A 20,904-nucleotide genomic window follows, 5' to 3' on the forward strand; every position below is an offset into this window, starting at 1 on the left:
CCGGAATTCAGAGCCCAGGGTTGTTCTGCCCGCCCGGGGGGCCATCCGCCACATTCAGGAGACCCACCCGGACGTGGACATCTACTGCGGCGCCGTGGACGAGCGGCTCAATGAGCACGGCTACATTGTGCCGGGCCTTGGTGACGCGGGTGACCGGATCTTCGGTACCAAATAAACCGTTCTGCTTACAAGAAACAAGCTGCCGTGGGAAATTTCCCGCGGCAGCTTACTTTTTCTTTTTAATAAATGCAAAAATAGATTCCCAGCCACTGCAGCGCGGCTCCCGCCAGCACGAACAGATGCCAGACACAGTGATCGTACTTTTTGCTCCGGGCAAAGGGGATCATCCCCAGAGTATAAGCGATGCCGCCCAGCAGGATAAACCACAGCAGCAGGCGGTTGTTCTGCCAGAAATCCGGGATAAACATCAGCCCGCTCCAACCGATGAGGAAGTAAAGCGTGTAATGCAGCGGACGCCAGCGGCCCGGCCCCAGCACGGCCACCGCCGTCACACCCAGCAAAATCACGCCCCACTGCACGCAAAACAGCGTGACGCCCAGAACCCCTCCCACATACACCAGAAGCACCGGGGCAAACGTGCCGCCGATCAGCAGATAGATGGACACATAGTCAAACCGGCGGCACACCCGTTTGGCGGTGGACCCGGAGCGCATGGCATGGTAGACACTGCTCATGGTCATCATGAAGATCAGGCTGATGCCGTACACACAGGAGGCCAGGATCTTCATCCCCGTATCCGACTGCACCAGCAGCAGCACCATTCCCGCCACCGCCACCAGGGCCCCCGCGCCGTGGCTTACGGCGTTGAAAATCTCCTCCGCCAGTGTCAGATGAGGCGGCTCGTTCATGGCCCGAAAGCGGGCCTTTCGCACGGAACGGAGTCTGTTCAGACAATCTTGATTTGCAATGGACGCTGTTCGCATAACGTATCTCCTCGGTTCTCCGGTTTCCCGGTTCAGCGTTGAATTTAATTTCGAAAACTATATTATACGGTTTCGTTTCGCGTTTCAAGTAGTTTTTGTAAATTTACTGCAAACATGCCCTGAAATTTTTCACAAAAAAAGAGGACGCATATGCGTCCTCTTTTGTCACTGCCAGTATTCGGTTTTTCCCTCCAGGCCAATGTGCTTGGCTTTGAAAACAGGGTTTTTTCCCGCTTTGCGCTGAGCGGCGTAATCCTTCATGGCATCCAGCGCCGGACGGGCCAGGATCAGGATCACCGGGAGGTTGATCAGCGCCATCAGCCCCATCAGCACATCCGCCAGGTTCCACACCAGATCAATGCTCTGGCCGGCGCCGATGAAAATGACAATCATGGCATTGATGCGGAAAAGCACCATAAATTCCCGGGCAGGCACGCGGCCCACAATATAGTTGAGGGCATTGTCCACGTAATAGAGGTTGCCGATCAGCGTCGTGAAGGCAAAAAGCACCATGGCCACCGTGATGAACACCGGGCCCGCGGCGCCGAACACATTCTGCAGCGCCGCCTGCACGTAGGGTGCCCCTTCCAGGCCTTTGGTGGGCTCCACACCGGAACACAGCAGCATAAATGCCGTGGCGGAACAGATCAGCAGCGTGTCGATGAACACGGAGAGCATCTGCACCAGGCCCTGCTTAGCCGGGTGACTCACATGGGCAGACGCCGCCGCGTTGGGAGCAGAACCCACGCCCGCCTCGTTGGAGAAAAGGCCCCGCTTGATACCGTACATCATGGCAGAGCCGGTAAAGCCCGCGAAGATCGACTGGAAGTCAAAAGCTTCGGAAAAGATGCGGCCCAATACCTGAGGCAGCAGCTGGATATGCAGCACCACCACGATCAGCGCCACCAACACGTACATACCGCCCATAAACGGCACCAGCGTGGAGGTCACCTTCATGATCCGCTTGCCGCCGCCCATGAGGCAGTACCCCACCAAAACCGCCAGGATCGCTCCGATCACCCAGGGGGTGGTGGCGGGATCATAAAAAGAATATCCGGCGAAGGTGGACTGAAGATTATAGGACGCCACCATGTTGAAGCCGCCGGCATAGGTCAAAATCAGTGTGATGGCAAACACCACCGCCAGCGGACGGCTGTGCAGCGCCGCCTCAATGTAATAAGAAGGGCCGCCGTAGCACTCGCCGGTTTCCGGATTGCGGCGCTTGTAGATCTGGGCCAGGGTGGATTCAATAAAGGCGGAGGCGCCGCCGATGATGGCGATCAGCCACATCCAGAACACCGCGCCATAGCCGCCCAGGCACACGGCAGTGGAGATGCCCACGATATTGCCGGTACCCACCCGGGACGCCGTGGAGACCATCAGTGCCTGGAAGGAGGAAACCGCGCCCTCCTTTTCCGGGCGCTCTCCCACCACGCGGATGGACTCCCGCACCATACGGAACTGGATAAAACGCGTCCGGACAGTGAAATACAATCCCGCCGCAATCAGCAGGATCACCAGGATGTAGGTATAAAGGTAGTTGCTCAAGGTGCCGATCAAGTCTCCCAGCATGAAACAATTCCTTTCTCTTTTATTTTTTTACAGTTTTTTCAGCATATCAGAAAGGATACCTTCTTGTCAATTTTATTTTTCAAATGGTTCAAAAAAACGGCGGAGCTGTATCCTCCGCCGTTTTCTCCAGTTGTGTCTCCTGTCTGGGCGTGCCGCTGGAGAGCGTCTGCAGCTCCGCCGTCTCCACATCAAAGAGCAGGCTGCTGGCCCCACCGTCCACAGTCTCACAGGTCAGGAGCAGGACGCCGTCCGCCTGCCACCTGATCCCGGTGATGGAGGTCTCTATGCCGTCCCAGTCCTGGAGGTCGAAGCGCTTGCCCCAGCTTCCCTCTCCCGCCTTTTGCCGGCTGACGGAAAAAGCCGTGGGCTCCTCCGTCAGGCAGACGTTCCAGACCCCATCATCGGACCAGAGGCTGTACCGCGCGGTGTTTCCCGCCAGGCGGTCCGTCGTCATGGCCTCCACATCGGATACCCATTTCTCCCCGGCCATGGGCGGCACCAGGAACACCCGCTTGTCCCCATACTGCTCCCCGGCGTCCCAGTCGGCGCCATTGGAGAGATAGAGATCCGTCCCATCGGTGACAATGTAGGAAAACCGGCGCTGGGTGATCTCCCCCGCATCCCGCATTTTCCAGAGAAACGCACCGTTTTCATAGATCACGTCAATGACCATGGGACGGCTCTCCCCGTAGGCCTGGACCGTCCGCAGCTGGCAGGGCACATCCAGGGATACCTTCTCCAGAAAAGCCGGGATCAGATCCTCACCCAGGGTCGCCCCGCTGGTAAAGAGCACGCCTGTGTCCCCGCCCTCCTGGGATGTATCGGAATCGATGTCCGGAATACCGTATTCCTCAGGCAGTTCCTCCAGCGGTGCATAGCCATAGGGCGTCTCCGCCGTGTAACGGCTCTCCCCCAAGGAAAATTTCGCGTACAGTGTGGTTCCGCCCACTTCTTTCACCAAGCGGTACTCCCCCGCTTCCGGCGCCTCTTCAAACAGGGAAAATCCGCAGGTCAGAGCTTTGGTGCTCCCCGGTTCCAGCGTATAGCCGACAGCGTTCCACCCGGCATCTTCCCGCAGCGTCAGATCTTCCCAGCCTCCGTCTGTCTGCCGCTGAAGGGTATACGCCTCTCCAAAGTCCACGCTCTGCTCCGTGTTGTTCTCAATAAAATAGGTATAAGATGTAAGGGACGGGTCATAGACCGGATGCTCCAGCTCCATGGTCAGTCCTTCGGAAACCCCGGCAGACGGCTCGCCGGCCGCTTCAAGCTGCGGGACTTCTCCCCCTTCTCCGCAGCCGCTCAACAGCAGCAGACCTGCCGCCAAAATTGGCAAAATTTTTCTCATCTCCTGCCACCTCCTGCCCGTTTTGACGGGAATATCCAGAAAAGGTTCCCCGCTTTCTGGCATTGTGTACAAAACAAGGCTGAAAATTTTTCAGCCTCCCTGCTTGCATTTTAGCAGAGCATCCGGTACAATACAAGCATAAGTAAAGGATGATAGCTGCAACGTAGTGCTGCGCGCACGGGCTGACACCTATCATTCATGGATGTTAGGTGTTTCAAATCCGGAAGGTTTGAAGCGCCTTTTCTTTTTTGAAACCACACGCAACAGGGAAACACGAAGGAGGTTTTTTGTATGATCTTACTGGCAAACGGCAAAGTGATCACCCGGGACCCTAATGGCACCGGATACTATCCCGACGGCGGCGTCGTCACCGACGGCGGCAAGATCGTGGAGGTGGGCACCACCGCGGAACTGAAGGCCAAATACCCTCAGGCGGAGTTTGTGGACGCCAAGGGCGGCGTCATCATGCCGGGCCTCATCAACGCCCACACCCACATCTACTCCGCCCTGGCCCGGGGCCTGTCCATCAACGGCTACAATCCCACCAATTTCTACGAGGTGCTGGACGGCCAGTGGTGGTACATCGACCGGAACCTGGACCTGGAGGCAACTAAGGCCTCTGCCCAGGCCCTGGTGATCGACTCCATCAAGCAGGGCGTCACCACGATTTTCGACCATCACGCCTCTTTCTGTGAGATTCCCGGTTCCCTGATGAAGATCGCTGAGGTCACCAAGGAGTTCGGCATGCGGGCCTGCCTGTGCTACGAAGTCTCCGACCGGGACGGCGAGGAGAAATCCATCCAGTCCGTTCAGGAGAACAAGGACTTCATCGACTACTGCGAGAAGAACCCCTCCGAAATGCTCAAGGCCATGTTCGGCGGCCACGCCCTCTTCACCATCTCCGACAAGACCTTTGACCGGATGGTGGCGGCCAACAACGGCCGGGTGGGCTACCACATCCATGTCTCCGAGGGCATGAACGATGTGTACGACAGCCTTCAGAACTACGGCCGCCGGCCGGTTCAGCGTCTTCAGGACCACGGCATTCTGGGCCCCAAGACCATTCTGGGCCACTGCATCCATGTGAACACCGCCGAGATGGACATCATCAAGGCAACGGACACCATGTGCGTCAACAACCCCGAGTCCAACATGGGTAACGCCGTAGGCTGCTCCCCCATCCTGCAGCTCTATAAGAAGGGCATTCTGGTGGGGCTGGGCACCGATGCCTACACCAACGATATGCTGGAGAGCATCAAGGTGGCCCTCATCATCCAGCGTCACAATGCCTGCATGCCCAATGTGGGCTGGTGTGAGGTGACGGACATGCTCTTCAAGAACAACGCCAAGATGGCCGAGCGAACCGGGTTCCCCACCTTGGGCGTGCTGGCTCCCGGTGCCGCGGCGGATGTGATCGTCATGGATTATAAGCCCTTCACCCCCTTCTCCGACGCCAACATCGACGGCCACATGCTCTTCGGCATGACCGGCCGCCAGTGCCAGACCACTATGATCAACGGCAAGATTTTGATGAAGGACCGCGTCCTCACGGAGATCGACGAGGAGGCCGTCAACGCCCATATTCTGGAGAGCAGCAAGCGCCTGTGGGGCAAGCTGAATCACTGCCAGTACTGAGACAGACACATCCGCAAGGAGTATTTTGAGGAGGAAAAAAGCGTATGTCTGAACTGATGATCCCCATTCCCTTCCGGGAATTGATGACCTGGGTTACCACCGAATACCAGCGGGAGGGCTCCGTTTTCGGCGTCCACCGTCCCTACAAGGCAGGCGTGAAGAAGCTGCCCATCTTCGGCGAGACCATCGAGACCCCCTTCGGCCCCGCCGCCGGCCCCAATACCCAGCTGGCTCAGAACATCATCGCCAGCTACTTCGGCGGTGCCAGGTTCTTCGAGCTCAAGACCGTCCAGAAGATGGACGGCGCGGACCTGGCCGCCTGCATCAACCGTCCCTGTATCCTGGCGGAGGACGAGTGCTACAACTGTGAGTGGTCCACAGAGCTGTATGTCCAGCAGGCCTTTGAGGAATATGTGAAGGCCTGGTGCGCCCTGAAGATCATGTCCAAGGTGTACGGTCTGGGCGACCCCAACGGCTTCGTCTTCAACATGTCCGTGGGCTACGACCTGGCGGGCATCCAGGGCGAGAAGGTGAACTCCTTCCTGGACGGCATGGTAGACGCCTCCAAGACGCCCATCTTCCAGGAGTGCATCGCCGTCTTGAAGGAGTTCTTCCCCGGTGAGAGCGATTATATCGACACCATCACCCCCCACGTCTCCGGCTCCGTGACGGTCTCCACCCTCCACGGCTGCCCGCCGGACGAGATCGAGCGCATCGCCAGCTACCTCATTGAGAAGAAGCACCTGCACACCTTCGTCAAGTGCAACCCCACCATCCTGGGCTATGAGACTGCCCGGTCCATTCTGGACGGCATGGGCTATGACTACATTGCTTTCGACGACCACCACTTCAAGGAGGACCTGCAGTACTGCGACGCAGTGCCCATGTTCCACCGGCTCCAGGCCCTGGCGGATGCCCACGGTCTGGAATTCGGCCTCAAGCTCTCCAATACCTTCCCTGTGGACGTGAAGGCCGGGGAGCTGCCCAGTGAGGAGATGTACATGGCGGGCAAGTCTCTCTTCCCCCTGACCACCACCATGGCCGCCATGATGGCCAAGGAGTTCGGCGGGAAGCTGCGCCTCTCCTACGCCGGCGGCGCCGACGCCTTCAACATCGACAAGCTCTTTGCCTGCGGCATCTGGCCCATCACCATGGCCACCACGGAATTGAAGCCCGGCGGCTATCAGCGCTTCACCCAGATCGGCGACAAGCTGGACGCCATGGACTTCAAGCCCTTCACCGGCGTGGACGTCACCGGCATCGAGGCGCTGAGCCTTGCGGCCCGGTCCGACAAGTACCATGTCAAGGCCATCAAGCCCCTGCCCCGCCGCAAGCTCTATGAGAAGGTTCCCCTGATGGACTGCTTCACCGCACCCTGCAAGGGCGGCTGCCCCATCCACCAGGACATCCCGGAATATATTGAGCTGTGCCGCAAGGGAGAGTATGCCTCCGCCCTGCGCCTCATTACCGAGAAGAACCCCCTGCCCTTCATCACCGGTACCATCTGCGCTCACAACTGCATGACCAAGTGTACCCGCAACTTCTACGACCAGCCGGTGAATATCCGGGCCACCAAGCTGGTGGCCGCTGAAAAGGGCTACGACACCTACATGGCCAAGATCAAGACCCCCGCTCCCGCTGATACCAACGCCAAGGTGGCCGTCATCGGCGGCGGCCCGGCTGGCATGTCCGCCGCCTACTTTGTGGGCCGCGCCGGCATTCCCGTCACCCTCTTTGAGCGCACCGGCTCCCTGGGCGGCATCGTCCGCCAGGTGATCCCCGCCTGGCGCATCTCCGACGAAGCCATCGAGAAGGACGTGGCTCTGATGGAGAAGATGGGCGTGGAGGTAAAGCTGAACACCGAGGCCCCCTCCGTTACGGAACTCGAGGCCATGGGCTACACCCACATCTTCTTCGCCGTGGGCGCCTGGAAGGCCGGCAAGCTGGACATTCCCGGCAATGTGGTGCCCGTCATCGGCTGGCTGAAGGATATGAAGGCCGGCAAGGAAGTGCCTCTGGGGCACGTGGCCGTCGTCGGCGGCGGCAACACCGCCATGGACGCCGCCCGGGCCGCCCTGCGGGCCGGTGCCAAGTCCTCCACCCTGGTCTACCGCCGCACCAAGAAGTACATGCCCGCCGACGCCGAGGAGTTGGAGCTGGCCATTGCCGACGGCGTGCAGTTCCTGGAGCTGGTGGCTCCCGTAGAGCAGAAGGACGGCAAGCTGGTATGCGAGAAGATGAAGCTGGGCGATCCCGACGAGAAGGGCCGCCGCAAGCCCGTCCCCACCGGTGAGATGGTCTCCATTGACTGCGACACCGTGATCGCCGCCGTGGGCGAAAAGGTGGACAGCGAGATCTTCACCAGAAACGGCATCAACGTGGACGCCAAGGGCATTCCCGATTTCAAGACCAATCTCGAGGGCGTCTATGTGGGCGGCGACGCCATGCGAGGCCCCGCCACCGTGGTGGAAGGCATTGCCGATGCCCAGTATTTCGCCAACGCCGTCATCGGTGAGGCCCACAAGGTCACCATCCCCGCCAAGGCCGTGGCCACCCGGGCGGAGGCCATCGCCAAGAAGGGCATTTTGTGTGAGAGCGCCAAGTGCGAGGGTGACCGGTGCCTGACCTGCAACGTGGTGTGCCAGGTCTGCGCCGACGTGTGCCCCAACCGGGCCAACGTGGTCATCGAACTGCCTGACGGCCGCCATCAGATCCTCCACGTGGACCGAATGTGCAACGAGTGCGGCAACTGCGCCATCTTCTGCCCCTATGACTCCGCTCCCTACCGCGACAAGTTCACCCTGTTCTACACCCGGGAGGGCTTCGACGAGAGCGTAAACAACTCCGGCTTCCTGCCTCTGGGCGGACACAAGGTCCTGGTCCGGCTGAACGGCAAGGTCTTCGAGGCAGATCTGGACGGCAAGAACGATCTGCCTGCTGAGATTGAGGTATTCATCCTGACCGTGCTGACCAAGTACAACTATCTGCTGGGATAAGGTTTCTCAGACAAACAAGGGCGGAGGCCGGTTTTCCGGCCTCCGCCCTTGTTTATAATGTAAGCAAACCACCTGTGCCATCGGCGGTTATGGGGATTGGTGCCACCACTGCCAGAGCTTCAACCAGACCAGTCCCGCCGCTCCCAGCAGCACCAGTACGCCGGCCACGATCGGCAGCCACTCCACATGGTAATACCGCACAAAGGCGGCAACGCCGGTGTAGTCTTTCTCATTCTCAATGACATGAATACCCAATGATGAGCCCACGACCAAAAATACCAGCAGCACAAAAAGTCCGGCTCCCAGCACCGCGCCTGAGACGGTGCGGACGATCCCCTGCTGATGTGCGGTCATTCCTTTGGCCTCGCTCCGCTGTACCTCCCACCCCTGGTCCTCATCCAGCAGCCAGTCTACGCTGACGCCGAACTGCCGGGCACAGGGCAGCAGTTTTCCCCCGTCCGGCAGGGCCGTTCCCTGCTCCCAGCGGGAGACCGCCTGCCGGGAGATCCCCAGCATTTCCGCCAGCGCTTCCTGACTCAGGCCCTCCCGTTTGCGAAGCCGGATCAGCTTTTCCGAAAATGTCATGGCAGTCCCTCCTTTTCTTCCTCATCTTACCAAAGGCCGCAGGGAAAGTCCACTGCACCCGAGGTACCCGTAGGTTCCTCGCTCCGTTTTTTCTCCAACATCATGCAAATTTTCTCCCTACGGCAGGCCGAAATCTCAAGCATCCGCTGATGTTTCTCCTCTTATCCGGCATATCCGTTCCGGATTACTTTGTCACCGCCTGAAAAAGCAGTGACTCCGGTACTGTGGGTTCCCCCACTGCATGTAAAAGAGGCACACTCCCACATGGAGCACCAGCCCCACCAGGCCGATGCCGGCCTCCGCTGTCAGCAGCAGGATGACTCCCTGAGCGGCGATGTAGAGCAGGAGCATCAGCCGTTCCCGCCGACGGCGGTCCGCCGGTCCCTGCCCCAGTCTCAGGGACAGCCGCACGACGCAAAAGGCCGCTGCTGCCAGAAAAAACGCCAGCAGGGCGATGTCTCCGTTCTTCCCCTGCTGGACCCACCAGGCGGTCTGGCCGCAGCCATACGCCGCTGCCGCGATCCCCGCCGCATACCAGGGCGAGACTGGACTGTCGAACTTCTCCCGCCGCCGGAGCGAAGGCTGGGCCAGCAGCCAAAGCCCAACCAGTGCCGTGGCTGCCCAGAGGGCAAAGAGCCACTCCACATCATTGCCTTTCAAAAATGCCATCAATCCGGTGTAAACGCGGGTCCACTCCACCCCTACCGGGGCCTCGGTCAGCACCACCGGAAACAGGGAACTGAGAATTCCCATCACCACCATGCCCAAAACGCCCGCCCCGGCGACGATTCCACCGGAGAGATACCAGTGCCAGTTTTTGCAGATGGCGGGAGATTTCCCTTCAGCAGATGCGCTGTCTGTGCCTGCCATGTCCTCCCATCCCTGGTCCTCATCCAACAGCCAGTCTACGCTGACACCGAACTGCCGGGCACAGGGCAGCAGTTTTCCCCCGTCCGGCAGGGCCGTTCCCTGCTCCCAGCGGGAGACCGCCTGCCGGGAGACGCCCAGTATTTCCGCCAGTGCTTCCTGGCTCAGGCTCTCCCGCTTCCGCAGCCGGATCAGCTTTTCCGAAAATGTCATGGCAGCTCCTCCTTTTCTGCTCTCATCTTACCAAAGGCCGTCGGGAAAGTCCACCGCGCCGCCCGGACAATGCCGCAACCAAACATAACATTCCCGTAACTTCCCTCTGATTTCCCGTCAAAACGCTTCCCCCTCCTTCCTTGGTTACACACGAAAACGTAAAGAATGCGTTCTGCAAAAAGGGGCTCAGATACCGCTTCAGGTTCTTGCCATTTCCCGGAAACGTGGTAAGATAAATTTGATATGCATAACAGTGTCCGGTGCCGGAAACGGCACGGGCAGTTTAGGAGGGAATCTTAATGTTTGACATGTTCGGCTTTCTGCGGGACGAGGGCATCAGCGCCGGGATCATCGCGGAGATTCAAAAATTCCGGGAGCGTTTTCCGGTGGAGGGACCGCTGAGCAGCCGCGTCCCGGAGCCCCGGTATCTCTATTACGGCAAGGATGTCTGGGAGGAGGCCGCCACCGCTTTGCTATGTGGGGAAAACCTGCTGCTGGTGGGTCCCAAGGCCACCGGCAAAAACGTACTGGCGGAAAACCTGGCCTGTGTGTTCGGCCGGCCCAGCTGGGACGTGTCCTTCTACATCAATACCGACGCCGCCACCCTTCTGGGCACGGACACCTTTGTGGATGGCGCCGTCTCTTTGCGCAAGGGCCCCATCTACCAGTGCGCGGAAAAGGGCGGCTTTGGCGTTCTGGACGAGATCAACATGGCCAAAAATGAGTCTCTGGCCGTGCTCCACGCCACACTGGACTTCCGCCGGACCATCGATATGCCCGGCTATGAGCGGATCGTTCTCCATGACGCCACCCGCTTCATCGCCACCATGAACTACGGCTACGCCGGCACCCGGGAACTCAACGAGGCTCTGGCCTCCCGCTTTGTAGTGGTGGATATGCCCGCCATTACCACTGAGGGTCTGGTAAAACTGCTCAAGCGGGAGTTCCCCGCCCTGCGGGACGAATATGCCCAGCAGTTTGCAGGTCTGTTCCAGGATATCCAGAAAAAGTGCGACGGCGGAGAACTGTCCACCAAGCCGCTGGACCTGCGGGGCCTGCTGGCCGCCGTACATCTGATGCAGACCGGTCTGGAGGGCAACCGTGCATTGGACCTGGGCCTTGTCAACAAGACCTTTGACGACTTCGAGCGCCAGCTGGTGCGGGATGTGATCCGCACCCGCCTGCCGGATGAGATCCACTACGGGGATGTGTTTGCCTGATGGAAATTCTGGACAGTGAGAAGCGCCGGGCCCGGAACCTGATTTGGAACGCCGCCGGGGACTATCACTTTGAGCCGGACTTTAAAGCCTATGATGACGAGGGACGGGCGGATCTCTACTGGAACAGCATCATTGGTGCCGTTCGGAAAAACTACGGTCCCGAAACCATCGACGCCCTCTTTGCCGCCTTTCACGGCTGCCGGGAGGAAGCACTCTATGAACAGCTGGTGTGGCTGGGCCTGGAGAACGCGGTCTATCAGCGGGAATCCCCCCGCCGCTTGGCCCTGCCCGCCCTGCGGCGCCGCTATGCCCGCTGGGTGCTGAGTCAATGTGCCGGCATCGGGGACGGGGAGCTGCTGCCCCGGCTGGAGGAAGCTCATTTCCGCCGGGCACTGGGAGAGGACCCTGCCATGACGGCGGAGGACCGAAAACTGCTGGATGCTCTGGAATTTTCCGGGGAGCTGGACGGGCCGGAACTCTCGCAGGCCGCGCTGACCTTTCTCCACGACCACTTCGGCTTCGTCCCTGGAAAGACCCAGTCCGAGGAGGAAGCCCTGCGCAAGCGCCGTCCCTGGTTTTTGCTGGGACGCAGCCGGGCAGCGGACGGCCTGCCCGCCGTGCGGACCTTCGGCTTCGGCTACGGGGAACACCTGGTGGCCGGACAGGGCGGCGGCCCCAACGCAGAACCGGTCCAGCGCCGTCTGACAGACCGGAATCTGGCCCAGACCGAAGAGGCTCTGCGCAACTACATGCAGGATTACTTTGGGGCGCCCATGCTCTCCGAGGGAGAGCGGCGGACGCTGGAGCAGTCCCTGTGCACCGGTGAGCACAAAAACTGCCACCTCTATTACACCCAGGGAGACGACGAACCGGGCCGCCGCTTGAAGGGATATGCCGCCGCTCAGCGCCGAAACGCCCTGCGGCAGGCAGAGAAAAACCGGGAGGCCTACGAGGCGGACGCGACCCGCCACCGGGCCAGCATCGTCCGACTCACCGCCCGGATTCGCAACGCCATGCTGGCCTATCTGCAGCCCACGGTGGTCCGCACTGCCTCCGGCACTCTGGACCCCGGCCGTGTCTGGCGGGGCGTCTATCTGGACGATGACAAGGTGTTCACCAAAATCCAGCAGTCCGACCCCGGACAGCTGGCAGTGGATTTGCTGCTGGATGCCTCCTCTTCCCAGGTGGACCGGCAGGCCGTGGTGGCCGCCCAGGGGTATATGATCGCTGAAGCCCTGACGCGGTGCCATATTCCGGTGCGGGTCACCTCCTTTTGCTCCCTCAGCGGCTACACCGTGCTCACCCGCTACCGGGACTACCAGGAGCAGGACCGCAACGAGCGGATCTTCCGCTACTTCACTACCGGCTGCAACCGGGACGGCCTTGCCATCCGGGCTCTGGCCCGGGAGATCGAGGCGTCCTCCTATGAGCACAAGCTGGTGATCCTGCTCTCTGACGCCAAGCCCAACGATGTCATTCAGATCTGCAGAGATGGAACCTACGTGGACTACGCCCGGGACAACGGCATCGAAAATACCGCCATGGAAGTTCGCTCCCTGCTCTTCCAGGACATTCCCGTAATCTGCGTCTTTACCGGCAACGACGACGATATTCCCGCTGCCCACACCATCTACGGCCGGAATTTCGCCCGCATCCGTTCGCTGGAACAATTCGCCGACACGGTAGGAACCCTTATTCAAAATCAGATCCGCAGCCTGTAAACGAACCGGCGTTCCGTATTTGTTCGGAACGCCGGTTTTCGCACCGCCTCTCCCGCCTGCTTTTTCTCTACATTATACAATTTCGCTGCGAAATTTCAGGCGCTTTTCTGCCGCTTTGGGCCTTGCCTCCAAGAGTTAGCTATGATAAACTTTTCCCATAAAGTTAAAATACGCTAACTTTGGAGGCTTCTATGACTACACTGGATACTCTGCCCGTCGGCCACGAGGCCGTCGATCCTCGGCCCGTCGGCCACGAGGCCGTCATCACCGCCGTAGGCGGCGAAGGCCCTCTGCGGTGCCGGCTGCTGGATATGGGGCTGATTCCCAAGACCCGGGTCCGGGTGGAAAAAATCGCCCCCCTGGGCGACCCCATGGAACTGCGGGTCCGGGGCTATGCGCTGTCCCTGCGGAAAGAGGACGCCCGTGAAATTCAGGTGGAGGAGGCAAAGGCATGATTTTCGCGCTGGCCGGCAACCAAAACTGCGGCAAGACCACCCTCTTTAATCAGCTCACCGGCTCCAATCAGCATGTGGGCAACTTCCCCGGCGTCACTGTAGACCAGAAGTCCGGCTCTATCCGGGGGCAGAAGGACTGCACAGTGGTGGACCTGCCCGGCATCTACTCCATCCGCCCCTACACGCCGGAGGAGATCGTCACCCGGGACTTCATCCTGAATCAGAAACCTGATGGTCTCATCAACATTGTGGACGCCACTAACATTGAGCGGAACCTCTATCTGACGCTGCAGCTCATGGAGATGCGTATCCCCATGGTGCTGGCACTGAACATGATGGACGAGGTCTCCGCCAACGGCGGCACCATCGACGTCAAGGCCATGTCCCAGGCTCTGGGCATCCCCGTGGTCCCCATCTCCGCGGTCAAGAACGAGGGCGTGGAGGAATTGGTACGGATCGCCGTGGCCACGGCGAAAAACAAGGTCTACCCCACCGTGTACGACTTCTGCTCCCCCGGTCCCGTCCACCGCTGCATCCATGCGGTAATCCATCAAATCGAAGACCACGCCCAAAAGGCGGACATCCCCGTGCGTTTTGCCGCCACCAAGCTCATTGAGGGAGACACTGACATCGACGAGCGGCTGGAACTGGATCAAAACGAAAAAGAGCTGATCGAACACAGCGTCCAGGAGATGGAGTCCGAGTGCGGCATGGACCGCAACGCCGCTCTGGCGGATATGCGCTACAACTTCATCGAGGAGGTCTGCGCCGGCACAGTGGTCAAGTGCCGGGAGTCCCGGGAGCGGCAGCGCAGCGAGGCCATCGACCGAATCGTCACCGGCAAGTATCTGGCCCTGCCCATTTTCTTCGGCATCATGCTGGCGATCTTCTATCTGACCTTCAATGTCATCGGGGCATTTCTCTCCGACCTGCTGGCCGCCGGGATCGATGCTCTCACCGCCGCCGTGGACGCGGGCCTCACCGCATACGGTCTCAACCCGGTGGTCCACAGTCTGGTGATCGACGGCGTATTCGCCGGCGTGGGCAGCGTGCTGAGTTTCCTGCCCATCATCGTAGTGCTGTTCTTCTTTCTCTCCATTTTGGAGGACACCGGCTATATGGCCCGGGTGGCCTTCGTGATGGACCAGCTGCTGCGGAAGATCGGCCTCTCCGGCCGCAGCATCGTGCCCATGCTCATCGGCTTCGGCTGCTCCGTCCCCGCCATCATGTCCACCCGGACCCTGGCCTCGGAGCGGGACCGCCGGATGACCATTCTGCTCACCCCCTTTATGAGCTGCTCGGCAAAAATCCCCATCTACACCGTATTCACAGCCGCCTTCTTCCCCCACTCCGGCGCCCTGGTGATGCTGGGGCTGTACCTGGGCGGCATCCTGGTGGGAATCGTGGCCGCCAAGGTCCTGGGTGCCACGGCCTTCAAAGGAAACCCCGTTCCCTTCGTCATGGAGCTGCCCAACTACCGCTTCCCCTCCGCCAAGAGCGTGGGGCAGCTGTGCTGGGACAAGGCCAAGGATTTCCTGACCCGTGCCTTCACCATCATCTTCGTAGCCACCATCTTGGTCTGGTTCCTCCAGACCTTCGATACCCGGCTGAACCTGGTCAGCGACAGCGCCGACAGCCTGCTGGCCACTGTGGGTGCCTGGATCGCCCCCGTGCTGGCACCGCTGGGATTCGGCGACTGGCGGGTGTCCACCGCTCTGATTACCGGCTTTATCGCAAAGGAGTCCGTCATCTCCACTTTGGGCATTCTCACCGGTGCCGGGTCCGAGGTCAGCGTCGCGGCGCTGGGAACCCTCTTCACCCCCATCACAGCCGGCAGTTTTCTGGCCTTCACGTTGCTCTACACCCCCTGTGTGGCTGCCATTTCCGCAGTCAAGCGGGAACTTGGTTCCGGCTGGAAGGCCGCCGGTGTAGCGGTGAGCCAGTGCATCATCGCCTGGGTAGCCGCCTTCCTGGTATACCACATTCTGTTGCTGCTGGGATAAGGAGGTCCTTCTATGGAACTTTTGATTTTGGCTCTGCTTGGCACCTGGATGGTATTTGCCCTCCGCTCCTGCTTCCGCCGGAAGGGCGGCTGCGGCGGGGACTGCGCCCATTGCAGAGGCTGCAAGTAACCCCATAAAACGCATCAAAAAACGCACAGAGACCGTAATGGTCTCTGTGCGTTTTTTGATAACACCTGCTTCCTGCTGGAGCGCCGGGATCTTACTTCACCGCGCTCTTGCGGATGCGCTCCAGTGCATTGGCCACTGCTGGAATACGGATGATGATGACCGTGATGACGCCCTCCGCCAGCAGATAGCTGTAATTATAGATGATGGGGTAAAGCATCCGCAAGGACTGGGGGAAATTGGCGGGCATGTAATCCATCCAGTAGAGATACCCACCCAGGGAGTGGAAGAAGCCCCGGGCCAGCACCGCCACAATGTACCCGATTAGGAGTCCGTTTTTCCGGCCGCGGAACAAACCGGAAAGTCCCAGCGCCGCAAATGCCAGCACGTAGTCACAGCACACCTGGAACAGGCTGAGAAAATACGGCTCCTGCAGAAATTGCAGCACGCCATAGGCAAAGCCCACCAGAACACCGGTTTTCACACCGTACCAGTTGCCCACCAGCACAATGAACAGCATGCTCAAAAGGGTGACAGACCCGCCGTATGGCAGTTCAATGGGCTTGATGAACGAGGTTACATAGGCCAGCGCCACCGCCATGGCGCAGTACGCAAGCCGCCGGGCACTGAACGACTGATTCCGCCCCGACCGGTCGGCCAAAGCCAGGCCGGCCAGCACACATACCACCATGACACCGATGCTCAGGACATACCCCGCGGTGGTCAGTCCGCCCTCACTGTTGACAAATAGGGAAAGCATTCCAATTCCTCCTTTGTTGTCTCGGACTGCGAGTTGGCTGCCGGCAACACAAAAACGCCCTCCCGACACAGTGGGAAGGCGCTTTTCACGTCCGCTTCACGCGGACAGCATCTTATGACGACTCCCTACGTTGGCATTACCCACATCAGGTTACAAGGGTCGAAGTTTTCCAACTTCCTCTCAGCCTGTATTACAAGCTCCCCAGCTCACAATCTCTATCCGATTTGCAACTTCACACTACCACATTTCCCGCTGGCTGACAAGACTTTTTTCGGACTCAGAGCCATTTTTTCCGCTTGAAATACCAGACCAACCCCACCACGATCAGCACACTGACGGCGATCACCGCCGGATAGCCATACTTCCAGCCGAGTTCCGGCATACCTGCAAAGTTCATCCCATACCACCCCGTCAGCAGAGAGAGCGGCAAAACCAACACCGTCACCACGGTGAAGATCTTCATCAGGTCATTTTGCTGGATGGCCAGCTGAGACTGGTATGCCTCCCGCAGCTGCGCCACCATTTCCTGAAGGCTGCGCACTGCACTGAGATACCGGTCCAGGCGGGTGCCCAGGATCACCATCCGGCGGACGCTGGCCTTTCCCAGAAGGCCGTTGTCGTTGGCGGAGAGCTCGTCAAAAATGGAGTCCAGCTGTTCGTAATACCGTTTGAGCCGCAGCAGCTCCCGGCGCCAGGCAGCGATGCGGTCCAGATCTCCGGGGCGGGTGCCGGAGAGAATGGCGCTCTCTCCTTCGCTGATTTCCGCTTCCAGCTGGTCCAAATGGGCCATATCCCCCTTGAGTAGCCGGACGAAGAAGCGATAGAGCAGCTGCTCATTGTCCATTGAACCCTCCGCCGTCAGCTCTGTTACAATGGAGCGGGCCTTCTCTTCCGCCGCGTCATCCTCGCAAAACAGCAGCAGATCCTCCCGGTCCAGATACAGCAGCATCTGGGAATCCGCCGTCCGGGCGCTGTGGACGTCATACCAGTCAAAGGCAATGATGCTGAAGGTCTCAAAGCCCTCAAAGGTCTCGATCTGGCCCTCGTTGAGATAGGCCAGAACCTTTGGGTCCATTCGCTCCGCCGCCTCCGACATGCGGGAAAAGGGCAGCACCGTCTGCATAGTTTGTCACCTCGTTACTCGTTGTCAATGCTGGATGCCATAACCTGAACCGCTTCCCAGCATTTCTTTCCCCTCCAGAAGGCCACCAGCAGTAAAATGATGCCCACAAGCACCGCCACCAGCGCAACCACCGCCGCCACCGGGAGAACCAGCATCAGGACATACGACACAATATTCGCAACCAGCAGCACCTTCCAGGCAAGGAGCATGCCGGTGCTGTTAAGGTCTGCCCCATGACGCGCCTCCATCTCCTGGATGCCCTGGATGATGGCCCAGGAGATGTACAGCGAAACGCCCGTAGAGACAAGGTTCAGCAGCACACTCAGCCAGTTGCCCGTTCCAGTGATGCCCAGCAGCGCACCCACCCACAAGATGCCGGTATATACTGCCATTCCCCCGGCAAAGGGCCGCACATTGGCAAACACACCGCTCTCATCGTCCAGCTCCTTCAAGCCCTGCATCAAGAAGTAATACCCCGCGAACTCCGGCAGGATGTTGAGGGTGTGTGCGTTGACAGACAGATTGAAATTGAGATAAATGAAAAAGAATCCCCAGAAAAATTTACCCATCCCGTTCCCCCTTTACCTTGTCTGCATACCGCTTCCCGTAGTGCAGGATCAGCACCCCCGCCACGATCTTCAGTACGGCGTAGAGCACCGGGATCAGGAAAAACGCGCTCAAACCAACCATGTTCCTTCCTGCCTCCCCTCTCACCACATCGTCAGCATGCCCAGCACACCCATTCCCATCAGCAGCACCACCAGCAGGTCCAGCACACCCCAGGCCACCAGCACCCAGCCCAGCAGATATCCCTTGGTTTTCGCCAGATATCCGGCTCGGTCAATGAAATCCCGGCTGTCGCGCGGTCTTGTGCCGGAGCGGCCGGCACTTTTGTGGGGCTGTGCCCCGACGGTCTGCCCGCCACTGTCCTGGCGCAGCAGATAGTCCGTAGTGACACCAAACAAGTCCGCCAAAGTCACGATTTTATCCGGATCAGGCATAGTCTCATCCCGCTCCCAGCGGCTCACTGCCTGGCGGCTGACCCCCAGCCGCTCCGCCAGCGCGTCCTGGCTCATACCAGCCTGCTGCCGCAGCATCTGCAGCTTCTGTCCAAAACTCATGGGCGTTTCTCCTTTTGCTTTGATGCTTTTATGGTATCAAATCCTGTCCGCCCCGTCCAGCAACTGCCCTGAGCATTTGCGCAATCTCCGGTTTCTCTTTCGCTCACGCCCCGGGAATGGACAAATCCACAATCTCCAGGCCGCAGCGCATGGCATACTCCACCGTATACCGGGTCCCGCCGGGAGAACCGTCAAAGGCAGCAATCAGCAGCGCCGCGTGATCTACCATATACCGGTCCCGCCGCTGCATGCAGCTGGCCGAATACCGCTGGGAGACCAGTGTCTCATAGTCGCACGATTCCACCAGCCGGCAGTACCGCTCCCGCTGTACCGCCGGCCAAGCATCCGCCTGCGTGGGACAGGGAATGGCAGCTTCCACCGTCACGTCCGGACAGCGGGAACGCAGCTCCAACACCGCCTCGCAGAAATACAGATCGCACCCCATGGCCATGCCGCAGAGAAAATGCTGATATCCCTCCTGATAGGCACTTTCCACCGCGTCGGCGATCCTCTGCTTGAGCAGCTGACACCGCGGGTCTTCTTCCGCATAGCCCCAGGGCAGCTTTCCCGGCCGATGGCCGGTGAAGCAGCAGCTGTACTGCCGTCCCCGCATGACATTCTCCCCCTCTTTCCTGTTCTCTCCTTCAGTATAGAACAGCCGTTCGTTTTTGTAAATCCCAAGTCATGCCAGGACCCGTAGGAAGTTCTCTCGGGCCACCATTTCCCGCTCCCGGGAAGACATCCCCAGCTTTTCCAGCCAGAAAAACAGTTCTCCCGCCCGGGAGGCGTCCTCCAGGTCACGGGTCACCGCATTTTCAGGATTGATGAAGTGGCAGAAATCAAATCCGCAGGCCACATGCTCCACTCCCATCACATCCGCCATGTGGGCGGCGTGCCGGGCCAGCATCTCCGCCGTCCGCTGCTCCGGGTCCTGGTGGACAAATCGGGGACAGGCATTGACGCCCACCACACCGCCGGTATCCCGGATGGCACGGAGCTGATCGTCCGTCAGATTCCGCCGCACATCGCACAGCGCCCGGCAGTTGGAGTGGGAAGCAATCACCGGCCCGTTGGCGATCTGCATCACGTCTGCAAAGCTCCCGTCGCTGAGGTGGGACACATCCACCAGCATCCCCCGTTCCTCCATCCGCCGCACCGCCTGGCGGCCCAGATCTGTCAAGCCCTGGCTGGGACTGGCCCCTGCGCCGGCGGCCAGCAGGTTTTCCTCGTTCCAGGTCATCATCCCCATTCGGGCCCCGGCATCAGCATAGCGGTCAATGCCGGCAAGATCCGCCCCGATGGCAGCCATGCCCTCCACGCCCAAAAAGACATACAGCAGCCCCTGGGCCCGGGCCTCCTCTGCCTGGGCTGCATTATGCACCAGCTGGATCTTCGTACACTCCGCCAGGTCCGCCTGGGCACAGGCCAGCATCTGCTCCGTCCGCCCGGCGGCATCCGCCGGATCCCCCCAGGGGGTCTCCTCCCAGAAGGTCTCTCCCGGAGCTGCGGTGGTCCAGAGAGAGAGCACCATGCCCTCCACGCCGCCTCGGCGCAGGCGGTCCAGATGCCACCGCTCCAGTACCTGCCGCTCCCCCCGCAGGCGGCGGCGGGTCACATCATAAAGCAGGTCCGAATGTCCGTCAAAAATCATAGTGTACGCTCCCCTTCTCTTTTCTTTGCTCCAGCATATGCGATTTTGGCCTTTTTTGCAAGTCTTGCAGCTCAAGTGCCTGAAATTGCGTATTTTTTTAGAATTTCTTTTCCTTTTCCCCTTGACTTTTCTCTCATTTTCCTGTAAACTAATTCCCGTTGTAAAGGGTTGAAACTTTACAGAAAGGAGAACTCGCCATGAAAAATCAGACGTACCGCATGACCATGCTCTTCGATTTTTATGGAGAACTCCTGACAGACCGGCAAAAGGAATTCTTCGATCTCTATTATAATGAGGACCTGTCTCTTGCGGAAATCGCGGAAAACGCGGGCATCTCCCGCCAGGGCGTCCGGGATGTGATTGTCCGGGCGGAAGGAATCATGCAGGAAGTCGAGGACAAGACCGGCCTGATCCGGCGGTTTGAGGGAGTCCGGGGACATCTGGACGCCATCACCAATGCCGCCAATGAGATCAAAACCATCAACGCCCGTCGCTATGAGGACCCCCGGCTCACAGAGCTGGCAGAACTGATCGGCGGGGAAGCCGCCGCATTGAAGGAATAAGCAT

Annotated in this window: 21 protein-coding genes and 1 riboswitch; of the genes, 9 read left to right on the plus strand and 12 right to left on the minus strand. The window is 59.7% G+C overall.

Going from position 1 to position 20,904, the window contains the following annotated elements:
* A partial coding sequence (locus QZL67_RS11255) for a uracil phosphoribosyltransferase (RefSeq protein ID WP_292920353.1) occupies positions 1 to 175 on the plus strand: 175 nt, incomplete at its 5' end.
* Positions 176 to 239: 64 nt separating this feature from the next.
* Here the strand turns inward: QZL67_RS11255 and QZL67_RS11260 are convergent.
* From QZL67_RS11260 to QZL67_RS11270, 3 genes are all read right to left on the minus strand, one after another.
* On the minus strand, positions 240 to 944 hold the full coding sequence (locus QZL67_RS11260) for a hemolysin III family protein (protein ID WP_022290817.1): 705 nt from the start codon (positions 942 to 944) through the stop codon (positions 240 to 242).
* A gap of 165 nt (positions 945 to 1,109) precedes the next feature.
* A complete protein-coding gene (locus tag QZL67_RS11265; RefSeq protein WP_022290818.1) occupies positions 1,110 to 2,516 on the minus strand; it encodes a sodium:alanine symporter family protein in 1,407 nt (468 codons plus the stop codon).
* 88 nt (positions 2,517 to 2,604) lie between these two features.
* Positions 2,605 to 3,861, minus strand: coding sequence for an immunoglobulin-like domain-containing protein (locus tag QZL67_RS11270; RefSeq protein ID WP_022290819.1), 1,257 nt, complete (start codon positions 3,859 to 3,861; stop codon positions 2,605 to 2,607).
* Positions 3,862 to 4,152: 291 nt separating this feature from the next.
* Here QZL67_RS11270 and ssnA point away from each other — a divergent pair, with 291 nt between their 5' ends.
* Both ssnA and ygfK read left to right on the plus strand, forming a co-directional pair.
* Entirely contained in the window at positions 4,153 to 5,496 is a 1,344-nt protein-coding gene (gene ssnA / locus QZL67_RS11275; RefSeq protein WP_022290820.1) for a putative aminohydrolase SsnA, read from the plus strand.
* A 44-nt stretch (positions 5,497 to 5,540) separates the two neighbouring features.
* The gene (gene ygfK / locus QZL67_RS11280; protein WP_022290821.1) at positions 5,541 to 8,492 is read left to right on the plus strand and encodes a putative selenate reductase subunit YgfK; all 2,952 of its coding nucleotides are present in this window, start codon (positions 5,541 to 5,543) and stop codon (positions 8,490 to 8,492) included.
* An 87-nt stretch (positions 8,493 to 8,579) separates the two neighbouring features.
* On the opposite strand, the gene QZL67_RS11285 is transcribed toward ygfK, so the two are convergent.
* Both QZL67_RS11285 and QZL67_RS11290 read right to left on the minus strand, forming a co-directional pair.
* Positions 8,580 to 9,077 carry a helix-turn-helix transcriptional regulator gene (locus tag QZL67_RS11285; protein WP_022290822.1) on the minus strand — a complete coding sequence of 166 codons (498 nt, stop codon included), beginning with the start codon at positions 9,075 to 9,077 and terminating at the stop codon, positions 8,580 to 8,582.
* A 192-nt stretch (positions 9,078 to 9,269) separates the two neighbouring features.
* Entirely contained in the window at positions 9,270 to 10,157 is an 888-nt protein-coding gene (locus QZL67_RS11290; RefSeq protein WP_022290823.1) for a helix-turn-helix transcriptional regulator, read from the minus strand.
* A gap of 299 nt (positions 10,158 to 10,456) precedes the next feature.
* Between QZL67_RS11290 and QZL67_RS11295 the strand changes: the two genes are divergently transcribed.
* From QZL67_RS11295 to QZL67_RS11315, 5 genes are all read left to right on the plus strand, one after another.
* Positions 10,457 to 11,377: an AAA family ATPase gene (locus tag QZL67_RS11295; protein WP_022290824.1), complete on the plus strand. Its 921-nt coding sequence runs from the start codon at positions 10,457 to 10,459 to the stop codon at positions 11,375 to 11,377.
* The gene (locus tag QZL67_RS11300) at positions 11,377 to 13,098 is read left to right on the plus strand and encodes a hypothetical protein (protein WP_022290825.1); all 1,722 of its coding nucleotides are present in this window, start codon (positions 11,377 to 11,379) and stop codon (positions 13,096 to 13,098) included. Before QZL67_RS11295 ends, QZL67_RS11300 begins: the two co-directional genes overlap by 1 nt.
* Before the next feature lie 191 nt (positions 13,099 to 13,289).
* On the plus strand, positions 13,290 to 13,553 hold the full coding sequence (locus QZL67_RS11305) for a FeoA family protein (RefSeq protein WP_022290826.1): 264 nt from the start codon (positions 13,290 to 13,292) through the stop codon (positions 13,551 to 13,553).
* Positions 13,550 to 15,556 (plus strand): ferrous iron transport protein B, encoded by a 2,007-nt coding sequence (gene feoB / locus QZL67_RS11310; RefSeq protein ID WP_022290827.1) that lies wholly within the window; start codon positions 13,550 to 13,552, stop codon positions 15,554 to 15,556. The genes QZL67_RS11305 and feoB overlap by 4 nt, the downstream gene beginning before the upstream one ends.
* A 12-nt stretch (positions 15,557 to 15,568) precedes the next feature.
* A complete protein-coding gene (locus QZL67_RS11315; protein WP_022290828.1) occupies positions 15,569 to 15,685 on the plus strand; it encodes a FeoB-associated Cys-rich membrane protein in 117 nt (38 codons plus the stop codon).
* Between the two features lie 91 nt (positions 15,686 to 15,776).
* Here the strand turns inward: QZL67_RS11315 and QZL67_RS11320 are convergent, their stop codons facing one another.
* The 7 genes from QZL67_RS11320 to QZL67_RS11350 all read right to left on the minus strand — a co-directional run bounded on the left by QZL67_RS11320 (position 15,777) and on the right by QZL67_RS11350 (position 20,337).
* Complete coding sequence (locus tag QZL67_RS11320) at positions 15,777 to 16,442, minus strand: energy-coupled thiamine transporter ThiT (RefSeq protein ID WP_022290829.1); 666 nt, start codon at positions 16,440 to 16,442, stop codon at positions 15,777 to 15,779.
* Between the two features lie 105 nt (positions 16,443 to 16,547).
* Positions 16,548 to 16,656, minus strand: a riboswitch (TPP riboswitch).
* Between the two features lie 63 nt (positions 16,657 to 16,719).
* A complete protein-coding gene (locus tag QZL67_RS11325; RefSeq protein ID WP_022290830.1) occupies positions 16,720 to 17,565 on the minus strand; it encodes a CorA family divalent cation transporter in 846 nt (281 codons plus the stop codon).
* Between the two features lie 14 nt (positions 17,566 to 17,579).
* Positions 17,580 to 18,134, minus strand: a complete 555-nt coding sequence (locus QZL67_RS11330; RefSeq protein WP_022290831.1) for a hypothetical protein — start codon at positions 18,132 to 18,134, stop codon at positions 17,580 to 17,582.
* Positions 18,127 to 18,255 (minus strand): hypothetical protein, encoded by a 129-nt coding sequence (locus tag QZL67_RS11335; RefSeq protein WP_022290832.1) that lies wholly within the window; start codon positions 18,253 to 18,255, stop codon positions 18,127 to 18,129. Before QZL67_RS11335 ends, QZL67_RS11330 begins: the two co-directional genes overlap by 8 nt.
* 20 nt (positions 18,256 to 18,275) lie before the next feature.
* Positions 18,276 to 18,686 (minus strand): helix-turn-helix domain-containing protein, encoded by a 411-nt coding sequence (locus QZL67_RS11340; RefSeq protein WP_022290833.1) that lies wholly within the window; start codon positions 18,684 to 18,686, stop codon positions 18,276 to 18,278.
* 103 nt (positions 18,687 to 18,789) lie between these two features.
* Positions 18,790 to 19,299: an SLOG family protein gene (locus tag QZL67_RS11345; RefSeq protein WP_022290834.1), complete on the minus strand. Its 510-nt coding sequence runs from the start codon at positions 19,297 to 19,299 to the stop codon at positions 18,790 to 18,792.
* A 69-nt stretch (positions 19,300 to 19,368) separates the two neighbouring features.
* Positions 19,369 to 20,337, minus strand: coding sequence for a dipeptidase (locus tag QZL67_RS11350; protein ID WP_022290835.1), 969 nt, complete (start codon positions 20,335 to 20,337; stop codon positions 19,369 to 19,371).
* A gap of 197 nt (positions 20,338 to 20,534) precedes the next feature.
* On the opposite strand from QZL67_RS11350, the gene ylxM reads away from it, so the two are divergent.
* Positions 20,535 to 20,900 (plus strand): YlxM family DNA-binding protein, encoded by a 366-nt coding sequence (ylxM, locus tag QZL67_RS11355; RefSeq protein ID WP_022290836.1) that lies wholly within the window; start codon positions 20,535 to 20,537, stop codon positions 20,898 to 20,900.
* Positions 20,901 to 20,904: the final 4 nt, after the last annotated feature.

The sequence above is a fragment of the Oscillibacter sp. CAG:155 genome (assembly GCA_000436875.1).
GTDB lineage: Bacteria > Bacillota > Clostridia > Oscillospirales > Oscillospiraceae > Oscillibacter.

Coding starts and splice junctions, on each gene's coding strand:
- QZL67_RS11335 (WP_022290832.1), bottom strand. CDS start 18,255: ATGGTTGGTTTGAGCGCGTTTTTCCTGATCCCGGTGCTCTACGCCGTA.
- QZL67_RS11265 (WP_022290818.1), bottom strand. CDS start 2,516: ATGCTGGGAGACTTGATCGGCACCTTGAGCAACTACCTTTATACCTAC.
- ylxM (WP_022290836.1), top strand. CDS start 20,535: ATGAAAAATCAGACGTACCGCATGACCATGCTCTTCGATTTTTATGGA.
- ssnA (WP_022290820.1), top strand. CDS start 4,153: ATGATCTTACTGGCAAACGGCAAAGTGATCACCCGGGACCCTAATGGC.
- feoB (WP_022290827.1), top strand. CDS start 13,550: ATGATTTTCGCGCTGGCCGGCAACCAAAACTGCGGCAAGACCACCCTC.
- QZL67_RS11330 (WP_022290831.1), bottom strand. CDS start 18,134: ATGGGTAAATTTTTCTGGGGATTCTTTTTCATTTATCTCAATTTCAAT.
- QZL67_RS11285 (WP_022290822.1), bottom strand. CDS start 9,077: ATGACATTTTCGGAAAAGCTGATCCGGCTTCGCAAACGGGAGGGCCTG.
- ygfK (WP_022290821.1), top strand. CDS start 5,541: ATGTCTGAACTGATGATCCCCATTCCCTTCCGGGAATTGATGACCTGG.
- QZL67_RS11260 (WP_022290817.1), bottom strand. CDS start 944: ATGCGAACAGCGTCCATTGCAAATCAAGATTGTCTGAACAGACTCCGT.
- QZL67_RS11350 (WP_022290835.1), bottom strand. CDS start 20,337: ATGATTTTTGACGGACATTCGGACCTGCTTTATGATGTGACCCGCCGC.
- QZL67_RS11345 (WP_022290834.1), bottom strand. CDS start 19,299: ATGCGGGGACGGCAGTACAGCTGCTGCTTCACCGGCCATCGGCCGGGA.
- QZL67_RS11340 (WP_022290833.1), bottom strand. CDS start 18,686: ATGAGTTTTGGACAGAAGCTGCAGATGCTGCGGCAGCAGGCTGGTATG.
- QZL67_RS11325 (WP_022290830.1), bottom strand. CDS start 17,565: ATGCAGACGGTGCTGCCCTTTTCCCGCATGTCGGAGGCGGCGGAGCGA.
- QZL67_RS11315 (WP_022290828.1), top strand. CDS start 15,569: ATGGAACTTTTGATTTTGGCTCTGCTTGGCACCTGGATGGTATTTGCC.
- QZL67_RS11270 (WP_022290819.1), bottom strand. CDS start 3,861: ATGAGAAAAATTTTGCCAATTTTGGCGGCAGGTCTGCTGCTGTTGAGC.
- QZL67_RS11300 (WP_022290825.1), top strand. CDS start 11,377: ATGGAAATTCTGGACAGTGAGAAGCGCCGGGCCCGGAACCTGATTTGG.
- QZL67_RS11295 (WP_022290824.1), top strand. CDS start 10,457: ATGTTTGACATGTTCGGCTTTCTGCGGGACGAGGGCATCAGCGCCGGG.
- QZL67_RS11320 (WP_022290829.1), bottom strand. CDS start 16,442: ATGCTTTCCCTATTTGTCAACAGTGAGGGCGGACTGACCACCGCGGGG.
- QZL67_RS11290 (WP_022290823.1), bottom strand. CDS start 10,157: ATGACATTTTCGGAAAAGCTGATCCGGCTGCGGAAGCGGGAGAGCCTG.
- QZL67_RS11305 (WP_022290826.1), top strand. CDS start 13,290: ATGACTACACTGGATACTCTGCCCGTCGGCCACGAGGCCGTCGATCCT.